This window comes from Bacillus sp. DJP31, from assembly GCF_049310945.1.
GTDB lineage: Bacteria > Bacillota > Bacilli > Bacillales > SA4 > Bacillus_BS.
This window is the reverse complement of sequence record NZ_JBMERO010000011.1, coordinates 23,887-42,012: the sequence shown is the minus strand read 5'-3', so window position 1 is coordinate 42,012 and position 18,126 is coordinate 23,887. Positions and strand designations below refer to the sequence as shown.

The following is an 18,126-nucleotide window of genomic DNA, read 5'->3' as shown; positions in this document are numbered from 1 at the left end:
AAGAGAGAAAGGGGGAGAAAGCCTACATGAAAATATATATGTATGTCGTACTAGGAATTGTATCGGTCTCCCTTTGCTATCTTATTTTTGTCTCAGCCAACATTGTTTTTAGCAACGACTTAGCCTTACCTAAAGCAAAAAAGCAAACAGACTCTCACTATCGGTTAGTTTTGATTACGAGAGACATGGACACTACGTTTTGGAATAAGGTTGGTAGGGGAGCAGCGAGACAGGCAGTGAAAGAAGGAGCTAGCCTTGAAATTTGGGGTAGCTATAGTAATAATTCAGAAGAGTTTCTAAAAAAATTAGAACTAGCAATCCATTCAAAAGTGGATGGAATTATTATACAAGGACTCGATACAGATGAGTTTAAAGAGCTCACAAAAGTAAAGGCTTCGTTTAATGGAATCCCGATTATTACAGTAGCAAATGATGTACCAATGAAGGAAAGTTTAAGAAGAACATATGTCGGTTCCAATCAATTTCGTGCTGGAGAATTAATTGCAAGGCAGCTGTTGGATGATATGGGAAATAAAGGGAATGTTGTGCTCCTTTATAACAGTCAGCAAGAGTATTACCAGAGAGAGAGAGTAGAGGGCATCAATGCTACGTTAAACAGGTACCCAGATATTAAGACGATTCATGCTGAAACATCAGAGTCAAGAGATCTAGTCATCTCTACAATGCGAGACATGTTAAATCAAATGCCGGATGTGAATGCCTTTATTGCTGTAAACGCGAATATGGTTGGTCCGATGGTTCAGGAAATAGGGAAGCGGTCCCAGGTTGAGCCTTATTTTATTTACTCCTTTGATGATGGAGCAGAATCGTTACCTCTTTTAAAAGAAGGGGAAATTGACGGTGTGATCGAGCAAGATCCAGAAAAAATGGGTGAAGTTAGTGTACACCAACTTATTAAATGGCTAAACGGCGAGACGGTGCCGCTTGATATTAACGGTTACTTCACAAATATTAATGTATTGAAGGACGAACAGAAATGAATAGTATTCAAAGAAAGATATTAACGCTAACAACCGTTGTCATCGTCATTATGTCCATTATTTGGATTACGCTAACCTTTTACAATTATAAATCTCAAGTAAAATACAATGATATTTTAAATCGTTACTTAATAGTAAATGACGTTTCAAGGTCTAGTAATCAAGTAATCACAGACTTAAATAACTATATAATCCAGCCTACACCAGAAAACTTACAGAAATTAGATAGTAGTAAAAAGGTGATGGAATCGGCTAGCTATGAAGTCTTTACTATAAGAAATGAAGGAAATAATTTTACATTAACAAATTACATTAATTTAATGGATAGTTTAATCGAAACAACAGACCGATTAATAGGACTTGAACGAGAATCTGAGGCAGCGGTACAAGACCTTACGGAAACAACTCGTATTGGTAACTATATTTCCGATATGACGCTTACGTTAATCGATATGGAGCTTAAAACGCAAGATCCATTCTATCGTGGCATTATGGAGCAATCGGTTGAATTAGTGAAGCTCGCTATATGGATGATTCTATTAACTTCTTTATTACTATTATTAGCTACTTATTGGTTCTCATTAAGTATCACAAGGCCAGTCCAGCAATTAACAGAGGCTGCTAGTGAATTATCAAAAGGAAGGTTCGATAAAGAAATAACGGTTAAAACGAACGATGAAATTGCCTTTCTTGCTAAAACGTTTGATCATATGCGTACAAATATTAATCACTTATTTCAACAAACAAAGGAAAAGGCAAAGCTAGAGAACGAGCTGCAGCAGAATAAAATTTTGCTACAGGAAAGTCATTTTCGTAGCCTCCAAAGTCAAATTAATCCGCATTTCTTGTTTAATACATTAAATACACTTTCGAAAAAAGCATATTTAGAAGGGTCGGAAGAAATTAGTGATTTACTCGTTAGTGTCGCAGACCTTTTACGTTACAATTTAAAGCAAATAGACAGGCAAGTTACATTACGGAATGAATTGATTATTGTCAATAAATATATGGAGATTCAAAAGGCACGTTTCACTGATAGACTGCAACTACATTTAGAAATTGATGACTCATGTATAGACGTCGCTATTCCTGCGCTCACCCTACAGCCACTTATTGAGAATGCTGTCATTCATGGAGTAGAGCCTAATATAGATGGGGGTATCATTTCTATACGTGTGATAGATAAGAATGACTATGTGATGGTTCAGATTGAAGATGACGGAATCGGGATGTCTGAGGAGATTATTACTCAGATTTTAATGGATCGTCAAGTCCAAATAGATGGACATTCAACCGGAATAGGTTTTAGTAATGTTGTAAAACGTTTGCGTCTTTTTTATGAGAGGGATGACGTTATTGCTATTGAAAGTACAATAGGTAGCGGAACGACCGTCCTATTAAAAATTCCAAAACAAAGAGGCGAGAAACGTGATTAAACTCTTAATTGTGGATGACGAGCAAATAGAACGGGACGCGATGAAAGCCATTTTAGATAGAGCATTTCCGGATATAATGATTGAACAAACTAATAACGGGAATAAGGCTGTAGAATTAGCAGCAAGCTTTAGACCAGATTTAGTATTAATGGATATACAAATGCCTGGAATGAATGGCTTGGAAGCGGTCGAGCAAATTATTGTAGACTTTCCTCATATTAAATTCATTATGGTAACAGCATTTGATACGTTTAATTATGTGCAGTCAGCCTTAAAACTTGGGGCAAAAGATTATATTTTAAAACCAAGTAAGGTCAGTGAAATTAGAACAACAATTGGTAAGGTTTTGAAGGAAATAGAAGAAGAAAGGGAGTTGCGAGTAGAAAGTAACATGCAACGAGAAATGCTTCAGAGAACCTTAGCTCTCGTTGAAACAGATGTTGTAACGCAATTACTATTTGACCATGTACATGAAGTTCACTTAAATATGCTAATGGAGATGCTCGATATTCGATCAACAAGTGAGGTATTTGTCATGAAAGTGATTGTACCAGATGGAATGGAACATCTTTACTCTAGGATTAAAGAAAAAGTTAGGAAAACGAGAAGTGGATGGATGGGTGCCCTTTACGATAGACAGCTTCTTATAATTATATTCCGAGACAAAGACCAATTTTATCGCACTCAAGCGATTTCACTAGCAAGAGACATATTATCAGTAGGAAACACTAATCAGAAAGCTGGTTGGTTCATTGGTATAGGTAATGAGTGTAAATCATTAGAGGAAATCCGCCGTTCATATCAGGAAGCTATCATTGCTTCTAGCAATCCTACACTTCCTATAAAATATCGATTTTATCATGATGTTCCTATTTTGAATGAAACAGAAAGTCGGAGACAGGCGAAGTATTTAAAGAAAGATTTTTCTGACCAGGTGCGGCTTGGACAGTGGGACAAATTAAAATCAAGCATTGGCCATCTTATCCAAGCATATGAGATCGAAGGCGTTGAATTGCAACAAGCACAACAATTCGTATTAGAAGCGTTATGGTCAATCTGGTCGATCATGAGTGATATGGGGATTGAGACAGCAGCTCCAATCTACAATTATCAAGCATCAAACTACCGTCAATTACGTGCTGAAACTGCCAATCTACTGCTGGATATAAAATGCTCTTTTGATAAACATTATGAAAACTTGGAAGCGGATACAATCCATCAAATTAAACAATATATAATGGAAAACTCAGAGCAGAATATTTCGCTAGAAACGCTTAGTAATAAGGTAGGGTTAAGTCCAATCTATATCAGTAAAATGTTTAAAGAAAAGCTAGGCATTAATTACATTGACTTTTTAACTGAGTGCCGTATTGAAAAGGCGAAGAAAATGTTAGCAGATCCAGAGAAGAGTATTAAGGAAATCACATTAGAAGTTGGCTATCATGAACCAAATTATTTTAGTAAAGTATTTAAAAAAATGTGTAATGTAACGCCAAGAGAATATCGCAAAACACTACTTGGGATAAAAGATTAGGATTTTTCTTATAGAAATTTTCAATTTATTGTGAATATTTTCTGTAAGGAGTGTTAACTTAGAACCTTGACCGTTACTTTTCGCTGCAGGCATTTGCTTTCCGCGGGGAGGAAGTCGAGCCTCCTCGCCGTTCCGTCTGCGGGGTCTCGACCTTTCCTCTATTTCCCGCAGGAGTCAATTATCTTCCGCTCCAATCTACTTAGCGTTTTAATTAAAGAAAACAAACAACGATCTTTAAAAAGAGTCAAAGTTAAATAGAAGTTCAGTAGACGAAGGGAGGGAAAACGATGGTAAGAAAGCTAAGGAATTTAGCTCTGTTAAATTTTATCTTCCTTCTACTGTTTTTGGTAGCTTGTGAAGGAACTGTTTCTCAAAAACCAATAGAGACTAAACAACCCGAGAAAGAAATGATTACACATATAGAAGAAAAGATTAAAATCGGATTTTCGATGGACACATTAGAAGAGGAACGCTGGCCAAAGGATAGAGATCTATTTAAAGAAGCTGTGGAGGCATTAGGAGCGGAAGTCGTTATACGGGAAGCAAAGGGTGATGATGCCCTACAAATTGTTCAGGCCGAAACGTTAATAAGCGAAGGTATTGACTTACTTGTTATCGTTCCACATAACGCAGAGGCTGTAGCAACCATCGTCAACAAAGCCCATTCTGCTGGCGTTAAAGTAATATCTTACGACCGCTTAGTGAAAAACTCATCTGTTGATTTATACGTTTCTTTTGATAATGAGTTAGTAGGGGAACTACAAGCACAGGCGATTACAAAGTTAGTACCAAAAGGAAAGTATGTATATATCGGTGGGGCACATACAGATAACAATGCCCATTTACTTAAAAAAGGAGTGTTTAATGTCCTCCAGCCGTTTATAGATAGTGGGGACATACAGATCGTATATGATCAATGGACTGAAAATTGGTCTCCCGAGAATGCACGTGCCTACATGGAAGCATCCTTGAAAATAAATAATAATGACATAGATGCAGTTATCGCTGCAAATGACGCAACAGCTGGAGGAGTCATTGAAGCACTCGCAGCACAAGGGCTTGCGGGAAAAATTCCAGTTGCTGGCCAAGATGCAGATTTAGCTGCAGCTCAGCGAATTGTGGATGGTACACAAACAATGACCATATACAAACCTATTAAAATATTAGCGTACGAAGCAGCAAGAGCAGCCATCAAAATGGCGAAAGGAGAAACCATCTCAACGGATAGAAAAATTTACAACGGTAAACTAGAAATACCATCCCTCCTGCTTCCTCCAATAGCGGTGGATAAAAATAATATGGATGAAACCATTATTGCAGATGGGTTTCATTTACGAGATCAGGTATATAGAAATAAAGGAGAATGATAGGTAATTAGTGGGTATACTGATAGTTTTAAATAGTTAGATAATACTTGGATAATGGATTAAATAGATTAGGGGAGGTTTTTTCGTGATAAAAACGGTACTAGTTGGGTTTGGTTTTGCTGCAAAGGTGTTTCACTTACCACACTTAGTGCATTCTGATAAATATGAAGTAGTTGGAGTTATTTCAAGATCAGGAGCATCAAGGGAACATAGTGATATAAGTCAAGTACCGGTGTATGCAACGTTAGAAGAGGCGTTTTCACAGAGTGATGCAACGTTGTATATCATAACAACGCCATCTGATATGCATTATGACATGCTAAAACAATGTATTCTTGCAGGGAAAGATGTGCTTGTCGAAAAGCCAGCGTTTTTAACAGTTGAAGAAGGGAAAGAATTAATGCAGCTTACCCAACAGGGCGAGTCTGTCGTGTCCGTACACCAAAATCGTCGCTGGGACGGAGACTTTTTAACGATACAACAACTGCTACATGAAAACACGTTAGGAGACTGGAAAGTCCTTGAATCACGGTTTGATCGATTCCGACCAGTTACTCGTAATCGTTGGAGAGAACAACCAGGGCAAGGGTCGGGTATCTTATACGATTTAGGATCCCACTTAATCGACCAAGCACTTGTTTTATTCGATGAGCCAGATGCAATCTATGCAGAAGTCATGACACAACGTGAGAACGGTCAAACGGATGATGGCTTTTTCATCGTGCTCCATTACGGGGAAAAACGAGTCTATTTACGCTCAAATTCCTTTATTAATTCGAACTACCCTCGTTTTGAAATGCATGGGTTAAAAGGAAGTTTTGTGAAATATGGACTAGATAAACAAGAACTTCAACTAATAGAGGGTACCTTCTATCAAGAAAAAGCAAAAGAGGTTGGAACAATCTATAGAGAAGATACGAAAGAGGTAACGATAGAGTCTGGAGGATATGACCATTTCTTTTCATTGCTTGCAGATGGCTTAGTGAAAAGGGAGCCGGTTGTTTCTTTGAAAGAAGCACTTAAAGTGACACGGATTATCGAATTAGCGCGTACTTCTTCAGAGGAAGGAAGAATCATAAAACTGGGTCATTGAACCTGTCCCTGTGGTTCACTTTCTGGTAAGTAGATCATAAAACGGTCACTTTACATGGTCCAAAGAGGTTGCTATGATTGAAAGACTAAAGAGATGAAGGGTGATTGATTGTTATGAGAGTGATACCGGCTATTCGTAGTATGAAGGATTTTGAAAAAGTACTTAAGACAGATCATGAGCAAATTATTTATTTAGAAACGCGTCTTTCACAAGTTGAGGTGATCGTTAGATATGCGAAGCAGCATAATAAAAAAGTGTTGATGCATGCGGATATGATTCAAGGATTAAAACCGGATGATTATGGACTTGAATATTTAATTCATAATGTAAAGGTAGATGGGTTAGTTTCAACAAGAGTCAACGTGATTGAATTTGCCAAAAAACATAAAGTGATCAGCATTCAACGTTTGTTTGCATTGGACAGCCATGCACTGGAACGGAATTTAAAAATGAGTAAAAAAGTTCAACCGGATTATATCGAAGTTCTGCCTGGTATCATTCCAAGAGTGTTAAGAGAAATTCATGAGGAAACCAAAATACCTGTTATTGCAGGGGGACTAATCCGTACAGAAGAGGATGTTCAACAAGCATTAAATGGTGGTGCTTTTGCGGTCACCACCTCCAATAGGGCTCTTTGGTAAGGGTAAAATTCTTAATTAAAATTCGTGCAAATCAGTTTGACACCGTTTTCAAGATATTATATACTAAATATTAAGTTAATATTATGTGAAGAGACTACGGAGACACATTTATATTCTTTGGATAACGATTCAAGGATTTATTAAATGTGTCTTCTTTTTGTCCTCTATACATAAACTTGAAGCTAATCATTACGGTTGGGGGGATGAGCTAGTTTTTAGCATCTAGTTATGAAGGGTCTTAATCTATTATTCTTTTTCCTAACAAAATTTTTAATTACTTAAAGGGGGATATTATGAAGAAAAAACGGTTGATCTTATTAGTGGTTTCATTAGTGCTCGTTTTAATTGGAAGTTTAGTAGCTTCAAATTTCAATAGCTCTAGTGGAGATGTAGAGGTATCACGTATATACTTTGATACACCAAGTGGGGAGCTTTCTGGTCTATTATACAAACCAGATGGAGCGGATGATCAAGCAAGACCAACCATTATCGCCACACATGGTTACCTGAACTCTGGCGAAATGCAAGATGCTCAGGCTATCGAAATGTCAAAAAGAGGCTATATTGTATTGGCACTTGATCAATATGATCATGGACATTCAACTGGAAAAATGGAAAAACCAGTTCCGTTCTTCTCATTCTGGCCAACTGCGATCTACGACGCGGTTCAGTATATGTATGAACAGGACTATGTTCTTAAGGATGAACAAGGAAATGGTATTATTGGTGTAACGGGTCACTCAATGGGAGGATTCTCTTCAACCAATGCGGTGATTCTTGATGAAAAAGACTTCCAAGAATCTGGTATTAGAAAAATATTCGCTGATTTAACAGTGGGTTCAGATTATCGTTGGGTATACTTCCTGGAACTAACGGCTGAAGATATTAATAATGCCTATGGTCCAAGAACTTCAGGTAAAATTGCTGCGCAATATGATGAATTCTTCTTTGATGCAGAGTCACAAGCTACTGGTGCAACTGTTATTAAGAAAAACTATGTAGGAACTCCAGAAGGTGCAGGATTCTTAGGCAATCCAGAAAATCCTGAAGCAGATAAGTTTTATGATGTAAACGGTGGACAACGAATCGTGTATCAACCAAATGAAACACACCCTTGGAATCACTTTTCAGCGACGTCTACAGGGTATGCCATCGATTTCTATGATACGGCGTTTGCAGATTATAGCAATCTAGTAACAATTGGTGAAGATGGTCAAACATGGATGTATAAAGAGTGGTTTTCATTTGTCGCTCTAATCGGATTCTTTTTGTTATTTGTTCCGGTCATTATACTGTTATCTAAATTACCATTCTTGAACAGTATTTACACGACAAAACCGGCACCACTTCCTGAGTCAAAAACGGATGGTGGAAGACTTGTTGGATTAGTCATTGCAGTATTTAGTGGGTTGTTCCCTGCTATATTCTTCCCTGCCTTATACAGTGGAAATGTCGCAGGAATGACCATATTCAGACAGGGTAGTATGATCTTTATTGCTTTATCTGTTATTATCCTGATCTATGCACTTGTGAAAGGATTAGGAAGTCACATTAAAAAGGGTTCTTTCATCGTACTTGTTTTAAGTGTGATTCAGTATATTGTTTTAAGAAATCAAGCTAAAATAACTGCGACAACTGAGTATTTTGGCGCACCTACCGTAAATCCAATTATGTATTGGGCGATTAATGTTGCGATTCTCACATTGATTATTATTGTTACATTACACTATACTTGGAGAAAATCAGAGGGTGCGACCCTTGCTAATTATGGATTAAAAGCGAGTCCTAAGTCGATTCTTGCTTCTCTTGTAACAGCAGTTATAGCTCTAATAATCGGTTATGGAGTGCTTTACTTGGTTGATGCGTTATTCAAGGTAGACTTCCGTCTCTGGACATTCGCAGTCAAAACGTTTGAAGGTCAGCATGTCATTGCATTATTGAAATATGCACCACTATTCTTCATATACTACTTTATCGTGGGTCTATCAGTTAACATCAATACGGCTACCGCGAAGTACGATGGATACAGAGGGTATTTGATATCGATTGCACACTTCATTGGTGGTCTATTGCTTTACCTTGGCTACCACTATGGGTTACTATTTATGACAGGTACATCTGGATATCCTGCAGAAGCACTATCTTCTATTATAGTAATCGGTATTGTACCGGCACTATTGGTGGCTGCTATCTTTAATCGTTATTTCTTCAAAAAGACAGGCAATGTGTATGTAGCAGCTTTTCTCAATACATTGTTAATGACATTAATTACAGTAGCAAATACAACGCTTTATACAATTTTTTAATCGTTTAGAATAGAATCATTGATAAAAAGAGCAAGGACTTAGGTCCTTTGCTCTTTTTTATACGATATTGTTGAAGAGGATAGAGAGAAATACTCTACTAACAATCCTCTCATAATAAGGGGGAATCAGGATGGGAACGTATATATTAGCTCTTGACCAAGGGACAACAAGCTCCAGGGCTATTCTATTCAATAAGAATGGAGAGATAGTTGAAACAGCACAGAGAGAATTTGAGCAATTCTTTCCAAAGCCTGGGTGGGTCGAACATGATGCGAATGAGATATGGACGTCGATTCTTGCATGTATCGCTGATGTGCTACGTAAGGCAGATGCGGATCCCGTTGACATTGCAGCCATTGGCATAACGAACCAGAGGGAAACAGCGGTCGTATGGGATAAAAACAATGGAAAACCAATTTATAAAGCCATTGTGTGGCAATCACGTCAATCGGAACAGATTTGCCAGGAACTTAGAGAACAAGACTATAATGAGCTATTTAATAAAAAAACAGGCCTTCTGATCGACCCGTATTTCTCTGGCACTAAAGTAAAATGGATACTTGATCATGTAGAAGGTGCAAGAGAAAAAGCTGAAAAAGGTGACTTGCTATTCGGGACCATTGATTCGTGGTTAGTCTATAAGTTATCTGGTGGGAAAGCCCATGTCACTGATTATTCAAACGCTTCTCGTACATTAATGTTCAATATTTATGATTTGAAATGGGATGACGAGTTGCTAGATATTTTAACCATACCTAAGAGTATGTTACCTGAAGTGCGCCAATCCTCAGAAGTTTATGCACATACAGTGGATTACCATTTCTTTGGTCACAATATTCCCATTGCCGGTATTGCCGGTGATCAGCAAGCAGCGCTATTTGGTCAGGCTTGTTTTGATAAAGGAATGGCGAAAAACACGTATGGAACGGGTTGCTTTATGCTCATGAATACAGGGGAAGAAGGCGTTAAATCTAAACACGGTCTCTTAACCACTTTGGCATGGGGAGTAGATGGGAAAGTTGAATACGCGTTAGAAGGAAGTATTTTTGTAGCGGGTTCTGCCATTCAATGGTTACGTGACGGGTTACAGATGATTGATCACGCACCAGAAAGCGAAGTCTTTGCAACGAATGTTGATTCAAGCGACGGTGTATATTTTGTTCCCGCATTTGTCGGGTTAGGAACACCATATTGGGACAGTGATGCCAGAGGTGCTGTGTTTGGCCTAACACGTGGGACAACAAAGGAACACTTCATCCGTGCAGCTCTTGAGTCTTTAGCTTATCAAACTCGTGATGTATTAGATGCCATGGCTTTGGATTCAGGGATACAGTTGAAATCACTTCGTGTGGATGGTGGAGCCGTGAAGAACAACTTCTTAATGCAATTCCAAAGTGATATTTTGGGGGTGTCTGTTGATCGTCCCATGATCAATGAAACAACCGCTTTAGGTGCAGCCTTCCTAGCTGGCTTGGCAGTTGGTTACTGGTCTGGAAAAGAGGAAATCAGAAAGCAATGGCAAATCAATCAAACCTTTACCACACAACTAGAAGATGAAAAACGTGAAGCTTTATACAGTAGATGGAAAAAGGCAGTTGCCGCAACACGTGCATTTAAGTAAAAAGATGTTGCCATTGTGAGCACATTACGAATGGAAGTAGAATGCTTTAAATAATACTCGAACTATGATATAGTAAAGATAAGTTAATATATTGGGTAGAGACTTCGAGAGACCATAATCACTCTTTTTTCGGGCAAAATGAAAAGAGAGCTGTATTGTGGTCTCTTTTTTTGTCCTCTAAAAATTTTTTTCCTAGGTTAATTCATCAAACAATATAGATTTTTGAAAGGGATTGATGTGCATGAAATTTACAAACCTAAAAAGATCAGAAATAAAGAACAACATTCAAAAGGAAGATTTGGACCTTCTTGTTATTGGTGGTGGAATTACAGGTTCTGGAATTGCGTTAGATGCTATTACAAGAGGATTGAAGGTAGCTGTTATTGAAATGAATGACTTTGCTGCAGGTACGTCAAGCCGATCAACCAAACTTGTACATGGTGGATTACGCTATCTTAAGCAATTTGAAATTGGAGTTGTAGCGGAAGTCGGTAAGGAACGCGCAATTGTGTACGAAAATGGACCTCATGTGACAACACCAGAGTGGATGTTGCTTCCGTTCTACAAGGGTGGTACGTTTGGACCGTTTTCAACCAATATCGGTTTACAGGTATATGACTTTCTTGCTGGAGTTATAAAGAGTGAAAGAAGAAAAATGTTTAAGCCTGACGTGGCAATGAAGAGTGAGCCGTTATTAAAACGGGATGGATTAAAGGGAGCAGGCTATTATGTGGAATATAAAACCGATGATGCTCGCCTTACCCTTGAAGTGATGAAAAAGGCTGTTGAAAAGGGTGCATACGCGCTGAATTATATGAAGGTTTCTGATTTAGTATATGAAAATGGCAAGGTAGTGGGCATGAAGGTAAAAGATCTCACCGATGGATCCACACAAGAAATGAGAGCTAAAAAAATCGTCAATGCTGCCGGCCCATGGGTGGATACATTAAGGGAAATCGATCAATCTAAAAAAGGGAAAACCCTGCAACTAACAAAAGGGATCCACTTAGTCTTTGACGGCAAACGGTTCCCATTAAGACAGGCTGTTTATTTTGATACATCTGATAAACGTATGATTTTTGCAATTCCAAGAGAAGGTAAAACCTATGTAGGAACGACAGATACCGTATACAAGGGCGACATTGCCCATCCTAAAATTACAGTGGCTGATCGTGACTATGTCCTAAGATCAATCGATTTCATGTTCCCTAAAGTCAAGATTACAGCAGCAGATGTCGAGTCAAGCTGGGCTGGACTTAGACCGTTGATCCATGAAGACGGGAAATCACCATCTGAAATATCTCGAAAGGATGAAATATTTGTATCAAATTCAGGGTTAATTTCCATTGCTGGTGGTAAGTTAACGGGTTATCGTAAAATGGCAGAGAGCGTCATCGATATCGTTACCAAGCAGCTTCATGAAGAAGAAGGAAAACAGTACCCTCGGTCACAAACGAAGCACTTACCTATGTCTGGTGGAGATGTGGGTGGTTCAGAAGGGTTTAAATCGTTCCTACGTGAAAAAACGAAAGTAGGAATTGAACTCGGCTTAACAGAAGAAATAGCGAAGCAACTCATCTACCGTTACGGTTCAAATGTAGAAACGGTCTTTAACATCTTCAACAGTGAAAAAGAAAAGGCTGAAATAGAAAATTTGGATCCTCTTGTATATGCCATGTTAAGGTATGCGATTGATTATGAGGCTGCTTATAAACCAGTTGACTTTTTCATTAGACGAACAGGGGCTTTATTCTTTGCTATTGACTGGGTTCGTAAGCATATGAATACTGTTATCACATTTATGAAAAAAGAATTTAACTGGTCTGACGAGCAGGAGAAAGAGTATAAAGAAGAGCTAAAGCAGTTGGTTTATGAGGCGATTCATCCGATTGAGGGAGAAGAGTTTTAAAGCGGACATAAGGGATAGGGAATTTGTCATTTCTTCTAATAATTGGGGTGCAGTTCAGTTCTTGTCTACTTGTCTTCCTAGATAAAGAAATAGGGCCGTGAAAACCAGGGGACTGTCCGAGACAGCTGAAAAAGTCCAACTTTTTTTAATGAAAAATGAAAAGCGACGTATTGAACGAGGCCACTGAAAAACTTTCGTTTTTTATTTTATTATTGGGTGCTGATATTAAAAAGGCAACTTTCCGTTTGATTTTGGACGGAAAGTTGCCTTTTTTCTAGTCTTTTTCTTATTCTTTTTCGCTTAGAAGGTGGAGAATACGTTTTAAGTTCACTGCGAATATCGAGGTAGCTCCTTGGATTTCAATACTAGATAGACCCGCAGATGAAGCTGTATCACGAGTGAAGCATGGGGACGGACCCTACGCTTCTTTAGTTTCGCTAAACAAAAGAAGCAAAAGATCCGTCCCTTTGCTTCGCCAATTAAAACTATCAATGCTACTAGAAGCTGAAGCTCTCGTGAAAATGGTGAAAGTGAATCGTGATTTGTGTTTACGGACCGTTTGTTTGCTAACCATGACAGTGATTTTTACCGCGAAAGGTGCGAGTATGGGAGAAAAAACGCTAGCAGCAAATGCTATTCTACTCCAGATTCATTATATTATGGCTTATTTATTAGGTGGTTTTGCCAATGCCTCTAGCATTTTTGTGGGGAGGGCAATTGGCGGGAAAAATGAAGCTTTATATAAAAGGGCATATATTCTTTCGGCTCAATGGGGCTTACTAACAGTCGTGATATTGGCTTTTGTAATGGTTGTCTTTGGCAATGAGCTTATTTCATTTTTTACAACGACCACTACAGTAAAAGAAGCTTCAAAAAGTTTGCTAGTTTGGATGGTTATTTTTCCAATCGTTGGATTCTGGGGCTTATTGCTAGAAGGGATCTTTTCTGGAGCAACCGAGGCTAGACCTGTTAGGGATTCCATCTTCATGGCTTTGCTACTCTTTTTAGCAGCCATTTGGTGGCTTGTACCCATATATCAGAACCAAGGGATATGGGTGGCGTTTGTAATATTTAGTCTAGGTCGTTCTGTTTTTCTTTGGTTACATGTTCCGAGATTAACGAGAACTTATTTTCAGCATACAGTTCGTCATAAAAAAAACTTTCTTAAACAACGGGACGAGGGAAAAGTTGATCGTTAAGTGATGGATCGCGGGACAGAAAACCTGTCCCTCTGTCCCTACCTTAGACAGAAGGAAAGCCATTCTAAACTTTCATTGGAATGGCTTTATTCTTTATTTTTTCATTTTGTATTGCCCCGTCATTGTTGCAAGAAAGTCGTTAAAAAAATAGGAATAATTAAAGTCAAATGCAATTCTATGTTGTTTTTTGCCGACTATTTCACCAAACCTTCTAATATCTACAATACTCTGTCCTTTTGAGATCCCATCTTTTTGAACCATTTCAACAGGAAACTTTCTGAATGTAAACATATCAGAATGAAGCACAGCCATTAACGTAATAGCATCATGAACTGGACTGCCTTTTATGCTTGGATCCCGCTTTTTATAAAACTGAAAATAATAGTCTAGTAGTGGTTTGATGATCGAAAATTGACCTGCATTATAGATATAGTCAACCATTTCTGGTGTAACAATTGCTCGATTTGTAACATTTAAGGGTATTATCGTTACATTTTCAGCATATTTTAACACGATTTCAACTGCTCGTGGGTCTGCATAAAAATTTGCTTCAGCTACTGCTGTAATATTTCCGGGAACCCAAAAAGCCCCTCCCATAATATAGAATTCCTTTATTTCTTTCATGAGGGAAGGATATAGTATAAATAATGTGGCTAGGGAGGAAAGTCTGCCAGTTGTTACAATAATCAGTTCTTTCTTATTCTTCTTAATTAAGTTTATCACTTCATAAAAATTTTCGATTTCCACTACATCTGGCCCATCTGGAATAATGGGGCCCAGCCCAACAGGCCCGTGAATATCGGGGAAGTAGTCGGGATCTTCACCAGACATGGGTCTTACGGCTCCACCAATAATCAGAACATCTTTTGGATAGTTAAATAGTCTAAACAAATATTGAACGTTTTTTACCGTTTGATCCCGAGAGGCATTTCCGTAATCAGCGACAACTCCGATGATTTCAATCTGGTCATTTAAATACCCGTAACCAAGGGCAATCTTGTCATCAATGCCTACATCACTAAAGAATAATACTTTTTTGCCCATAGTAGTTCTCCTTTTGTTTGGCTTAGACGAATACAAAAAACTGATTCTAATAAGAAGGTATTCTCTCTTACTAAAATTTATCCTATCTAGAAAGATGAAAATTTGTTAAAATTTACTAAACACTATTAATGGAGGTAACTATGGAAAAACTGTTTGATTCTTTTCCGACATTAGAAACAGTCGTTGGGGAATTGCACTAAGAGATACAAATGAATTAATTGGTTCGATTGGATTTCATACTATTAGTTCGGTGAACACAAGAGTTGAAATAGGTTATGAGATTACTAGAAAAGAGTGGAACAAAGGATATGCGACAGAGACATTACAGGTAGCCATTGACTTTATGTTGGATGTTGTTCAAATAAACAGGATAGGTGCAACCGTGAGACCTGAAAACATTGCTTCCCAACAATTATTGAAGAAAGTAGGTTTTAATGAAGAAGGAATACTTCGTGATTATCAATTTACTAGAGGCGCTTATTTTGATTGAATCATGTATTCCTTATTAAGAAACCAAGATAAAAAGTAGAGTAGTACTTGTTACTACTCTATTTCTTAGGGTGTTTTCATAAACATTGCTGCTATTTAACCAAAAGATGAGTGGTTGATTGCAACGAGTGTTGCTTGCTTTCCTCTGGGGCGGGCGATGAGTCTCACCTGTCCCACTGCACAAAGATTACATATGTGTGATAGGGAAGAGATGCCCATTGTGAAATAGCAAGGGTAGCAAACAGAAAACCACAACTTAGAATAGTTTCTGCGAAAACGATCACTTTTTTCTACCTATTCGAATCTGATAAAGAACCACCGAACAGTGAACCGACTACACTCGCAAACATAACACCAAATAAGATAAAGCCTGTCGTGAATGTGCCTAGAATGGTTGAAGGGTAGATGACTAGAAAGGGGGCAACAGACATTGTTGACATAGTTGATACAAATTTCAGACATAATCGGATTTATATTGTAGTACTAAAATTCTTACGTATCATGAAAAGGCTCTCCCCTTAGGATCGTTTCATTACCGATTGATCAGTCAATCATTAATGCATTATTATGATTGACTGATCAATCGTTTTCTAGATGTAAAAAGAACCGAAAAAAGTTATATCTTCGGCCCAAATAACTGTTTGGCATATGGAACAAATTTAAACCAGAAATCAAGATTAGGTTCGTCTGATAGATTTAATCGAAGTCCCATTAGCAAACTCATATAAGAAGTGGCAACAATCATAGGATCTTGAATTCTTAAATGGTTCATCTGTTGACCTTTTAATACAAGGGAAGTAATTTTCTCTACTAACTTATCATGTAATATATTTATTTCCTTAAATTGACTCTCGAAACGGTTCCTCTGACCAATTACTTGTACGAGAAGCCTTAGATACGTGCTCAATCTAGAAAAAAGGCAAATGTGATTTGTAATCATCTTTTCAATCTCTAAACTAGGATTATCTGCATCTGGGTTGAAATCTAATAATACACTAGAATATTCCAAAAGAGGTTCAACGACAGCGTGATGGAACAAAACCTCTTTAGAAGGGAAGTAAGTAAATACACTGCCGAAGCTTACTCCAGCTGCTTTAGCAACCTTGGCAATGGTCGTATCATTATATCCTTGGTCAGAAAATAAGATAATCGCTTGTTCTACTATTTTGTTTCGTTTTAATTCCATTTTTGACACTTGATCTTCTGTTAGCAGAATAATGACCTCCAATTAATGATTGATTAATCAATCTATATATTACTTGAAAATTGATGTATTGTGAACAAAAGGAAATCAGGGAAATCCGACAAATACCTACGTATAATGAACACTTGTCGAAAAACTGCGGACCAAATAAAAAAATCGACAAATTCCTTGCTGTTGTAGGGATTTGTCGATGAGGTTTTATAATACCATGCTTGATTGAACGTAATGGTACAGCAATTTGGCTGTGTTTTCAATTGAATCCTTGTGTGTCCGTTCGAAGGCGTGTGATGAATCAATTCCAGGACCAATTAGACCGTGAACAATATCATGTCCTGAACGAATAGCAGCGGATGCATCGGACCCATAAAAAGGGTAGATGTCTAGTTTATAACCAATATCGTTTTCTTCGGCAAGCTGGGTGAGGCGTTTTCTTAGTTCATAATGATAGGGACCACTTGCATCCTTCACACAAATCGAAACGGTGTATTCATCTGTAGATTGGCCATCACCCATTGCTCCCATATCAACAGCCAAGTATTCAACAGTTTCAGGCGTGATATTTGAATTTCCTCCGTACCCTATTTCCTCATTATTAGAAATCAAAAAGTGAGTGGTGAATGGTAGCTCGATCTTTTCTGATTTTATCTGTTGTATGAGCTGAAGTAAAATCGCAACACTTGCTTTGTCATCGAGATGTCTAGATTTGATAAATCCGTTCGGAAGGACTTGAACACGAGGATCAAAGGAAACAAAATCACCAACCGCAATCCCTAAATGACGGACTTCATCTGCATTGTGTACTTTTTCATCTAAACGAATTTCCATATTGTCTTGATTACGTTCAGCCTTTCCGGCATCTTTATAAACATGAACAGATGTTTGGTGCATGAGGATTGTACCTGTCATAATCTTTCCAGAAGTAGTTTGAATTTGGCAATACTCTCCCTCGATAGAGTTGTATCGAAACCCGCCAATTAAATCTATTTTAATTCTCCCGCTTGGTTTGATTTCTTTTACCATGGCACCTAAAGTATCAACATGAGCAGTTAGCATACGATGTTGAGTGTGGTCTTTTCCAGGCAGTGTGGCAATTAGTCCTCCTTTTCGATTTCGTTTCGTTTCCACATTCAGTTCAGCTAAATACTTTTCTACGTATGTAATCACTTCATTTGTATTACCAGATGGGCTTGGAATAGAAACTAGTTCTTGAATGAGTTGAATGGTTTCTTCAATTTTTGTTTTTTTCATGAGAAAGATCCCCCTATATAATGGTTGCTTAATA

14 protein-coding genes are annotated in these 18,126 nt (G+C 37.9%); 11 read left to right on the top strand and 3 right to left on the bottom strand.

Features of this window, described 5'->3' with window-relative positions:
• Positions 1–26 precede the first annotated feature (26 nt).
• From ACOI1C_RS11850 to ACOI1C_RS11805, 10 genes are all read left to right on the top strand, one after another.
• Complete coding sequence (locus ACOI1C_RS11850) at positions 27–1,001, top strand: sugar ABC transporter substrate-binding protein (protein WP_422510738.1); 975 nt, start codon at positions 27–29, stop codon at positions 999–1,001.
• Positions 998–2,437, top strand: a complete 1,440-nt coding sequence (locus ACOI1C_RS11845) for a sensor histidine kinase (RefSeq protein WP_422510737.1) — start codon at positions 998–1,000, stop codon at positions 2,435–2,437. The genes ACOI1C_RS11850 and ACOI1C_RS11845 overlap by 4 nt, the downstream gene beginning before the upstream one ends.
• Positions 2,430–3,971, top strand: coding sequence for a response regulator (locus ACOI1C_RS11840; RefSeq protein WP_422510736.1), 1,542 nt, complete (start codon positions 2,430–2,432; stop codon positions 3,969–3,971). The genes ACOI1C_RS11845 and ACOI1C_RS11840 overlap by 8 nt, the downstream gene beginning before the upstream one ends.
• A 287-nt stretch (positions 3,972–4,258) precedes the next feature.
• The gene (gene xylF / locus ACOI1C_RS11835) at positions 4,259–5,338 is read left to right on the top strand and encodes a D-xylose ABC transporter substrate-binding protein (protein WP_422510735.1); all 1,080 of its coding nucleotides are present in this window, start codon (positions 4,259–4,261) and stop codon (positions 5,336–5,338) included.
• Positions 5,339–5,423: 85 nt separating this feature from the next.
• On the top strand, positions 5,424–6,431 hold the full coding sequence (locus ACOI1C_RS11830; RefSeq protein WP_422510734.1) for a Gfo/Idh/MocA family oxidoreductase: 1,008 nt from the start codon (positions 5,424–5,426) through the stop codon (positions 6,429–6,431).
• A gap of 113 nt (positions 6,432–6,544) precedes the next feature.
• Positions 6,545–7,072, top strand: a complete 528-nt coding sequence (locus ACOI1C_RS11825) for a glycerol-3-phosphate responsive antiterminator (protein ID WP_422510733.1) — start codon at positions 6,545–6,547, stop codon at positions 7,070–7,072.
• 293 nt (positions 7,073–7,365) lie between these two features.
• Entirely contained in the window at positions 7,366–9,378 is a 2,013-nt protein-coding gene (locus tag ACOI1C_RS11820; RefSeq protein WP_422510732.1) for an alpha/beta fold hydrolase, read from the top strand.
• Between the two features lie 130 nt (positions 9,379–9,508).
• Entirely contained in the window at positions 9,509–10,999 is a 1,491-nt protein-coding gene (gene glpK, locus ACOI1C_RS11815; protein WP_422510731.1) for a glycerol kinase GlpK, read from the top strand.
• A 241-nt stretch (positions 11,000–11,240) separates the two neighbouring features.
• On the top strand, positions 11,241–12,908 hold the full coding sequence (locus ACOI1C_RS11810) for a glycerol-3-phosphate dehydrogenase/oxidase (RefSeq protein WP_422510730.1): 1,668 nt from the start codon (positions 11,241–11,243) through the stop codon (positions 12,906–12,908).
• 467 nt (positions 12,909–13,375) lie between these two features.
• Complete coding sequence (locus ACOI1C_RS11805; RefSeq protein ID WP_422510729.1) at positions 13,376–14,107, top strand: MATE family efflux transporter; 732 nt, start codon at positions 13,376–13,378, stop codon at positions 14,105–14,107.
• Positions 14,108–14,200: 93 nt separating this feature from the next.
• Here the strand turns inward: ACOI1C_RS11805 and ACOI1C_RS11800 are convergent, their stop codons facing one another.
• Positions 14,201–15,151 (bottom strand): nucleoside hydrolase, encoded by a 951-nt coding sequence (locus ACOI1C_RS11800; RefSeq protein WP_422510728.1) that lies wholly within the window; start codon positions 15,149–15,151, stop codon positions 14,201–14,203.
• Between the two features lie 169 nt (positions 15,152–15,320).
• Between ACOI1C_RS11800 and ACOI1C_RS11795 the strand changes: the two genes are divergently transcribed.
• Entirely contained in the window at positions 15,321–15,641 is a 321-nt protein-coding gene (locus tag ACOI1C_RS11795; RefSeq protein WP_422510832.1) for a GNAT family N-acetyltransferase, read from the top strand.
• A gap of 615 nt (positions 15,642–16,256) precedes the next feature.
• On the opposite strand, the gene ACOI1C_RS11790 is transcribed toward ACOI1C_RS11795, so the two are convergent.
• Both ACOI1C_RS11790 and ACOI1C_RS11785 read right to left on the bottom strand, forming a co-directional pair.
• On the bottom strand, positions 16,257–16,826 hold the full coding sequence (locus ACOI1C_RS11790) for a TetR/AcrR family transcriptional regulator (RefSeq protein WP_422510727.1): 570 nt from the start codon (positions 16,824–16,826) through the stop codon (positions 16,257–16,259).
• A 216-nt stretch (positions 16,827–17,042) separates the two neighbouring features.
• The gene (locus ACOI1C_RS11785; protein WP_422510726.1) at positions 17,043–18,092 is read right to left on the bottom strand and encodes a M42 family metallopeptidase; all 1,050 of its coding nucleotides are present in this window, start codon (positions 18,090–18,092) and stop codon (positions 17,043–17,045) included.
• Positions 18,093–18,126 lie beyond the last annotated feature (34 nt).

Excerpts from the sequence above, each read along its gene's own strand:
- ACOI1C_RS11850 (WP_422510738.1), top strand. The coding sequence starts at position 27 with ATGAAAATATATATGTATGTCGTACTAGGAATTGTATCGGTCTCCCTT.
- ACOI1C_RS11845 (WP_422510737.1), top strand. The coding sequence starts at position 998 with ATGAATAGTATTCAAAGAAAGATATTAACGCTAACAACCGTTGTCATC.
- xylF (WP_422510735.1), top strand. The coding sequence starts at position 4,259 with ATGGTAAGAAAGCTAAGGAATTTAGCTCTGTTAAATTTTATCTTCCTT.
- ACOI1C_RS11825 (WP_422510733.1), top strand. The coding sequence starts at position 6,545 with ATGAGAGTGATACCGGCTATTCGTAGTATGAAGGATTTTGAAAAAGTA.
- ACOI1C_RS11820 (WP_422510732.1), top strand. The coding sequence starts at position 7,366 with ATGAAGAAAAAACGGTTGATCTTATTAGTGGTTTCATTAGTGCTCGTT.
- glpK (WP_422510731.1), top strand. The coding sequence starts at position 9,509 with ATGGGAACGTATATATTAGCTCTTGACCAAGGGACAACAAGCTCCAGG.
- ACOI1C_RS11810 (WP_422510730.1), top strand. The coding sequence starts at position 11,241 with ATGAAATTTACAAACCTAAAAAGATCAGAAATAAAGAACAACATTCAA.
- ACOI1C_RS11800 (WP_422510728.1), bottom strand. The coding sequence starts at position 15,151 with ATGGGCAAAAAAGTATTATTCTTTAGTGATGTAGGCATTGATGACAAG.
- ACOI1C_RS11790 (WP_422510727.1), bottom strand. The coding sequence starts at position 16,826 with ATGGAATTAAAACGAAACAAAATAGTAGAACAAGCGATTATCTTATTT.
- ACOI1C_RS11785 (WP_422510726.1), bottom strand. The coding sequence starts at position 18,092 with ATGAAAAAAACAAAAATTGAAGAAACCATTCAACTCATTCAAGAACTA.